Raw genomic sequence first — 7370 nt, 5'->3', positions numbered from 1 at the left:
CCCGATCAGGGGTGACGCACCGCCGGTGGATAAAAGATGACGCTTCGCGCCCGGTCAACCGAGATAAGGATGGTCAACCGAGATAGGGATAGAGCGGGAACCGATCGGTCAATGCCACGACCTTGGCCTTGACCGCCGCTTCGACCGCCGCATTGCCTTCGTCGGAATTGGCGACCTTGAGCCCATCCAGCACCTCGGCGATCAGCTTGCCGATCTCACGGAATTCGGCCTGGCCGAAGCCGCGCGTGGTGCCGGCCGGCGTACCCAGCCGCACGCCCGAAGTGACGAAGGGCTTTTCCGGGTCGAAGGGGATGCCGTTCTTGTTGCAGGTGATGTTAGCGCGGCCAAGGGCCGCCTCGGCGCGCTTGCCGGTGGCGTTCTTGGGCCTGAGGTCAACCAGCATCAGGTGGTTGTCGGTGCCGCCGGAGACGATGTCGAGACCCGTTTCCTTGAGGCTGGAAGCCAGCGCCTTGGCGTTGGCGGCGACGCTTTCGGCATAGACCTTGAAGCTCGGCTTCAACGCTTCGCCGAAGGCCACTGCCTTGGCGGCGATGACATGCATCAGCGGGCCGCCCTGCAGCCCGGGGAACACCGCCGAGTTCATCTTCTTGGCGATATCCTCGTCATTGCACAGGATCATGCCGCCACGCGGACCACGCAACGATTTGTGCGTGGTGGTCGTCACCACATGGGCGTGCGGCAAGGGCGAGGGATGCACGCCGCCAGCGACGAGGCCCGCTATGTGCGCCATGTCGACCATGAGATAGGCGCCGACGGCGTCCGCGATCTCGCGAAAACGCTTCCAATCCCAGACACGCGAATAGGCGGTGCCGCCGGCCAGGATCAGCTTCGGCTTGGTCTCGTGCGCGGTCTTTTCGATCGCGTCCATGTCGAGCAGGTGGTCGTCCTTGCGCACGCCATAGGAGACGACCTTGAACCACTTGCCGCTCATGTTGACCGGCGAGCCGTGAGTGAGATGGCCACCGGAATTGAGGTCGAGGCCCATGAAGGTGTCGCCGGGCTGCAGCAGCGCCAGGAACACCGCCTGGTTCATCTGGCTGCCGGAATTCGGCTGGACGTTGGCGAAATTGCAGCCAAACAGCTTTTTGGCGCGCTCAATGGCCAGTTCCTCAGCCACGTCGACGAACTGGCAGCCGCCATAGTAGCGCTTGCCAGGATAGCCCTCGGCATATTTGTTGGTCATGATCGAGCCCTGCGCCTCGAGCACGGCGCGCGAGACGATGTTTTCCGAGGCGATCAGTTCGATCTCGTGGCGCTGGCGACCGAGTTCGTTGCGGATGGCGCCGAAGATCTCCGGATCGGCATCTTCCAAAGTGGTTTCGAAGAAGGATTCGAATCTGTTCGACGCCGCCGCTGCTGTTGCCATGGCCTGAGTTCCCCTGGGGTTGGAAGGGTAAATTCGTGCATGCCGTCGTCCCAAACCACTGGACGGTTCCGGGCGACATGCATTGCGTTCGCCGGGCCATTAACACAGTTGTTTTAGCCTCGCCACGTTTGCGGCGCGAAATTTGCTGGCCGGTTTGCGGCAAACGATCGGGCGGACCGCTATTTCCTGTCCCGCCGCTGCTTCAGCAAGGCCTCGGTCAAGGTGATTTCGGAAAATAGCGCGCGCATCGTGTGATCATTGATCTCTTGGCTCCGGAACATGTCGCGCAGCGCGGAGCGTTCGGCTTCGATGCCCGCCGCCCTGAGTTCCAGCTCCAGCCTGCCGGCCTCGCGGGCCTCGGCGCGGGCCTCGGCGGCCTCGTCGGAAGCCGCGATGCGTCTACGGTAACCTGCCACGATGCTGTCGGCGACGGCGAGCCGGGCCTCGACCGCCTCGCCCTCGCCTTGCTCGTTGGCGATGCTCTCGATCCTGGCGATCGCCGCATTGGCGGCGCCGACGCGCGCGCGGCGCTCCTCCGCGGCGGCCGGATCCTCGCCCGGCTCGACCAGCCCCCGCGCGATCCTGGGCAAGGCAAAGCTGGCAATGACGAGCGAGCAGATGATGACGCCGGCGGCAAGGAAGATCACCACATCGCGTGCCGGAAAGGGCGAGCCATCCTGCAAAGCCAGCGGCAATGACAGGATGCCCGCCAATGTGATGGCGCCGCGCACGCCGGCTACCGAGCCGGCGAGCCGGACGCGAAATCCGAACGGCGAGGCCTCGCGCTTGCCGAGGCGCGCCGCGATCGCCTGGGCGATGTCGCCGACCCAGATCCACAGGAAGCGCAGCCCGATCAGGCAGAGCGTCAGGATCAGCACCGTCGCCACCGGCTCGATCAGCCAATGCCGGCTGGACAATTCCGGCGGAACCTTGCGGATGATGTCGGGAAGCTGCAGGCCGAGCAGAATGAACAGAGCGCCATTGAAGACGAAAGTGAGCGTCGCCCAGAGCGACAGGGTCTGCATGCGCGCCGACACGCCGAGGTGGCGGTACATGCCGGAGACCCCGGTCAGCAGGCCGGCGGTCACCGCCGCCAGGATGCCCGAAGCTCCGACATGCTCGGCGCCGAGATAGGCAACGAAAGGCAGCAGGATCATGACGAGAACCTGCGCCTCGGCCGGCACGCCGCCGATGCGGTTGAGCAGTTGCAGCGTCTTGGCGGCGATGAACAGGGCCGCGAGGCCGGCCAGGATGCCGGCGGCGACGGCATAGAGGAAGCTGAGCGAGGCTCCCGCGAGGGAGAAGCTGCCGGTCAATGCCGCAGCCACCGCAAAGCGGAACATGACCAGGCCCGACGCGTCGTTGAGCAGCGACTCGCCCTCCAATATATGCATCAGTCGGGACGGAACCACATTCCTGTCAACGATCGAGGACACCGCCACGGCGTCGGTCGGCGACAGCACGGCGGCGAGCGCGAAAGCGACGACGAGCGGAATGCTCGGCACCAGCCAGTGCAAAGCATAGCCGAAGCCGACAATGGTGAAGAAGACGAGCCCGATGGCGAGGTCGAGGATCGGTCCGCGCAAACCGATGAGCTCACGTTTGGGCGCCGCGAAGGCGTCACCGAACAGAAGCGGCGGGATGAACACCAGCAGGAAAAGTTCGGGATCGATCTCGACATGCAGGCCTCTGGCCGGCCAGGCAAGGGCCGCGCCGATGGCGATCTGCAGCACCGGCAGCGGCACCCGAACCAGCCGGACGAGCGCGCCGGACAGTGCCACGAAGACGAGCACGACGAGAATGAAGAGAGCGACGTCCATGGCACGATTCCGGCTGTTTGCCGACCATGGCCAATGGCTGGAACTTCGTCCAGCCGGTCGAAGGCTCGATCTGACGGCGTCCGCAACAAAAAAGCCGCTCTGAGAGCGGCTTTTTTTCAAAAGTATCAGCCAGTTAGAGAGAAGACGTGATCTGCAGCTCGCTGGCGCCATCGAGCGCATAGACGTCGTCGCGGAACTGGACGACGCCAGGTCCCGTCGACCATGCCGAGAGATAGAGGAAATGCACCGGCACCGGGTTGGTGACCTGGATCGGTGTGTTCTGACCAGTCTTGATAGCCGCCTCGAAATGCTGGCGATCCCAGCCGGGCGTGTCGCGCAGGATCCAGGTGACGAGATCGCGCACGTTCTGGACGCGCACGCAGCCCGAGGAATCGAAGCGCATCATCTTGCCGAACAGGCTCTGCTGCGGCGTGTCATGCATGTAGACTCCGTCGGGGCTCGGGAAATTGATCTTGACCGAGGCCATGGCGTTTTCCGAACCGGGATCCTGGCGGAAACGGTACTTTTCGGCATCGTCCGTCGACCAGTCGACATTCATCGGATCGACTTCACTGCCATCGGGCGCGAACAGGCGGATGTGGCTGTTCTTGAGATAATCGGGATTCTTCCGCATCAGCGGAATGATGTCCTTGCGCACGATCGAGACCGGTGCGTTCCAGTACGGATTGACGATGATCTCGTTGATCTTGGAATTGACGATCGGCGTCTGGCGATCGATCTTGCCGACGATCGCGGTGTGGCGAAGCACGACGCGGTCGTTCTCGACCGCTTCGATCTGCGCGGCCGGAATGTCGACCAGCACGTAGCGGCTGCCCAGCGTACCGGCCTTCTCCTTCAGGCGCTGCAGATTGGTCTGCAGCTGGCCAAGCCGGATCTGCGCCGACACGTTCATCGCGGCGTAGGTGTATTTGCCCATCGAGCCGTCAGCCGGCAGGCCATGGCGCAACTGGAAGCGCTTGACCGCCGAATCGACATAGGAATCGAAGGCCGTCGAAATGCCGGCACTCTGCGACAGGTCGCCAGCAACCATCAGGCGCTTGCGAAGCGGCACCACGTCCGGATCGTCGACGCCGAGCTGAAGCTTCTTGGTCGCGGGTACGTCCGTCCAGCCGCCCTGCGAGACGATGTTCTGATACTGCGCGACCGCCTGCTCGGTGAAGGCGACGGTCTGCGGGCTGAAGATTGGCAGCGTCGAGGCCACCTTGCCGCCTTCGCTGGCGCGCGCATCGAACTGATCATCCCAGTTGCCGCGGGCCGAGGATTTCAGGATATCCCCGATCACATCCTGCGCATTCGCACGGCCGGCCACCATGGCGGCTGCGAGCGCGGAGGCTCCGGAAAGGAAAAAACGGCGGCTGGTTCTCATGGACGTTCCAGACATTCTTGTAGCGTTCGATCACTTGCTGCGTCGATCATCGCGCGATCTCGCCCGCACTCTAAAATCGGCAATCTTAACAATTAGCCAACCATGGTCCGTATCACATCGGCGACAAAGGCATAGGCGCGACACGGTTGCGGGTGGACGCATGGTCTTCACCACAGCATCACTGCCACTCTCGGTTCCATTGGAATATGGCGGCAACGTGGCCTTGGCCCGTAATTTGCTTTGGCCGGACGCAAGAAAGAAAAGACCGGTGCTTTTCGGCACCGGCCCTGACTGGAGGTCGCTGTTTCGGCCGCGCTTCTGCGGCGCGGCTCGGTTTCCTGGGTGGTCTTACATCCGATAGGCAATCGTGTCGTTCCAAAAGCGGTCGAGGCGCTGCAGGGCGCGGTTCATCTGCTTGAACTCGTCGGTGTTGATACCGCCGACCTGTTCGATCGAGCCGACATGACGCTCATAGAGACCGGCGACCACATCAGCCACTTCATTGCCCTTCGGCGTCAGCGAAACGCGGACCGAACGGCGGTCGATGCGCGAGCGCTGGTGGTTGATGAAGCCGAGATCGACCAGCTTCTTCAGATTGTAGGAGACGTTCGAGCCGAGATAGTAGCCACGCGAACGCAGCTCGCCGGCGGTCAGCTCGGAATTGCCGATGTTGAAGAGCAGCAGCGCCTGGATGGCGTTGATGTCGGAACGGCCGTTGCGGTCGAATTCGTCCTTGATGACATCAAGCAGACGGCGGTGCAGACGCTCGACCAGCTGCAGCGATTCCATGTACAGGGAACGGATAGCCTCGCGGCGATCGTCGGAAACGTTGGCGGTCTTCGCCGCCGGACGCGAATTGATCATTGTCTTTGCCTCTCGTTTGTCGCCCTGGTGATTTTTTGTTTTTCACCTTGATCGCGACACTATCGAATACTCATAAAATTCGACTTAAACGCTAGGGCTAACAAGAGCTTACCGGTAAGAGGTTTCGGAAGAGGCTTAACGAACGGTCACCCGAGCAAGGATGATTAACCTAAAGATTTAGGCAATGACCGCGGGGCCGGATAGAGGCGATCGCCAAGTCGCCAACGCGCACAATGGCTTAGTGCCGTGCCGGCCGTTTCTGCAGGTAGATGACGACGCGAAAGACGATGTAGAGCAGCGCCACGCAGGCATGCGAGACGAGGATCAGGAGACGATGGCCGAAAAGCTCGGGAAAGCCGGCATACATGACCGTCTCGGTGACCGCGCATATGAACCAGATCACCGGCCCCCAGGACGCCAGCATCCACAAGCCGGCCGCGGCGAAGGGAAAGAACACGGCGAGCATCACCGCCGCCACCTGCCAATGCACCGGCATAAGGTCGAAGCGCCACAGCGAGCCCGGATAGAATCCGATCAGCTTGATCCAGTACAGGACGCCGAACATCAGGCAGTAGCCTGCAATGACGCGCTGGAACCAGGCGAAGATCACCTCGACCGCCGAGGGCTGCAGGACGACGCGTCTCGATGTCGCCTCGCTCACAGCCCAAGCTCCCGATCGCCGAGCGGAGCGAAATAGGCCTCGACGTCCGCCTCGGCGACCGCATCGATCTTTGCCGGCCGCCATTGCGGCTTCGAGCCCTTGTCGATGATGGCGGCACGGATGCCTTCGTAGAAATCGTGGCCGGCCAGCATGCGGTTCAGGATGCGGAACTCCATCCTCATGCAATCGTCCATCGACAATGTCTGCCCGGCGCTGATCTGCCGCCAGGCGACGCGAAGGCTGGTCGGCGAGCGCATGCGGATCGTCGCCAGGGTTTTGGCCGCGAACTCGTCCTTGCCGGCGCGATCCAGGCTGTCGATGAGATCCGGCAGCGACGGCTGGGCGAAATGACGGGCGATCGCCTCCAGGATCGGCCTCTCCGTCTCCCGCTTGGCCGGAACAAAAAAACCGCGCAGCACCGATTCCGGATCGCCCGTCAGCGCCAGCCGGTCGAGGAAGCTTGCCTGGTCTTCGGTCTTGATGGTGTGGGTGGCCAGCCCCGACCACAGGGCATCGCCATAGCGGATGCGGTTGCCTGTCAGCGCCAGGTACATGCCGAAGGAACCGCCGAGATCGGGCAGCAGATGACTGGCGCCGACGTCGGGGAAAAAGCCGATGCCGACCTCAGGCATCGCGAACTGCGCATTTTCGGTCATCACCCGATGCGAGCCGTGAAAGGAAATGCCGACTCCGCCGCCCATGACGATGCCGTCGATGAGGGCGACATAGGGTTTCTTGAAACGCGCGATATAGGCGTTGAGCCGATACTCGTCGGCGAAGAACTCGACCGGCGGCTTTCCGGCCCGGCCGGCTTCGTAGATGTGCAGGATGTCGCCTCCAGCCGAAAACGCCCTGCCCTCGGCCTTGACGGCGACGACGTCCACGCCGTCGTCGCGCTCCCAGGAACGCAGGGCCTTGTCCAGCGCCTTGACCATGGGATGGGTGACGGCATTGAGTGCCTGCGGCCGCGTCAGCGTGACGACGCCGGCCCTGCCCATCCTTTCGAAGCGAATTTCGTCGCCTCCACCAAAATCCATCGCCAGAGAATCCTTGTCCCCGCGCCTGCGGGACTGAAGTGCTAAGCGGCGACCAGGGGAACGTCAATTGCCGGGCGCGAAGAGAGGCAGGTCAGTCAGGTCGAATTGCGGCAAGCGCGCTACCATACGAACGGGATCAGCGCCTTGGTCCGCTCGACATAGGTGGGGAACTCATCGGGAAATTGCCGCGCCATAAGCCGCTCCTCGGCGCCGA

The 7370-nt window shown here is 62.8% G+C and carries 6 protein-coding genes; all 6 read right to left on the bottom strand.

Annotated features, from left to right (window positions below):
- Window positions 1–73: 73 nt before the first annotated feature.
- The gene (gene glyA / locus EOA36_RS21200) at window positions 74–1387 is read right to left on the bottom strand and encodes a serine hydroxymethyltransferase (protein ID WP_127279284.1); all 1314 of its coding nucleotides are present in this window, start codon (window positions 1385–1387) and stop codon (window positions 74–76) included.
- A gap of 179 nt (window positions 1388–1566) precedes the next feature.
- Window positions 1567–3207 (bottom strand): Na+/H+ antiporter, encoded by a 1641-nt coding sequence (locus EOA36_RS21195; RefSeq protein ID WP_127279283.1) that lies wholly within the window; start codon window positions 3205–3207, stop codon window positions 1567–1569.
- A gap of 133 nt (window positions 3208–3340) precedes the next feature.
- Window positions 3341–4594, bottom strand: coding sequence for a L,D-transpeptidase family protein (locus tag EOA36_RS21190; protein WP_127279282.1), 1254 nt, complete (start codon window positions 4592–4594; stop codon window positions 3341–3343).
- A gap of 348 nt (window positions 4595–4942) precedes the next feature.
- The gene (locus EOA36_RS21185; protein WP_013896002.1) at window positions 4943–5458 is read right to left on the bottom strand and encodes a winged helix DNA-binding protein; all 516 of its coding nucleotides are present in this window, start codon (window positions 5456–5458) and stop codon (window positions 4943–4945) included.
- Window positions 5459–5696: 238 nt separating this feature from the next.
- Window positions 5697–6119, bottom strand: coding sequence for a DUF6163 family protein (locus tag EOA36_RS21180; protein ID WP_127279281.1), 423 nt, complete (start codon window positions 6117–6119; stop codon window positions 5697–5699).
- Window positions 6116–7156, bottom strand: coding sequence for an enoyl-CoA hydratase/isomerase family protein (locus EOA36_RS21175; protein WP_127279280.1), 1041 nt, complete (start codon window positions 7154–7156; stop codon window positions 6116–6118). Before EOA36_RS21175 ends, EOA36_RS21180 begins: the two co-directional genes overlap by 4 nt.
- Window positions 7157–7370 lie beyond the last annotated feature (214 nt).

This window comes from Mesorhizobium sp. M8A.F.Ca.ET.021.01.1.1 (genome assembly GCF_003998025.1).
GTDB lineage: Bacteria > Pseudomonadota > Alphaproteobacteria > Rhizobiales > Rhizobiaceae > Mesorhizobium.
The sequence above is the reverse complement of the archived record's forward strand: the minus strand, read 5'-3'. Positions and strand labels throughout refer to the sequence as shown.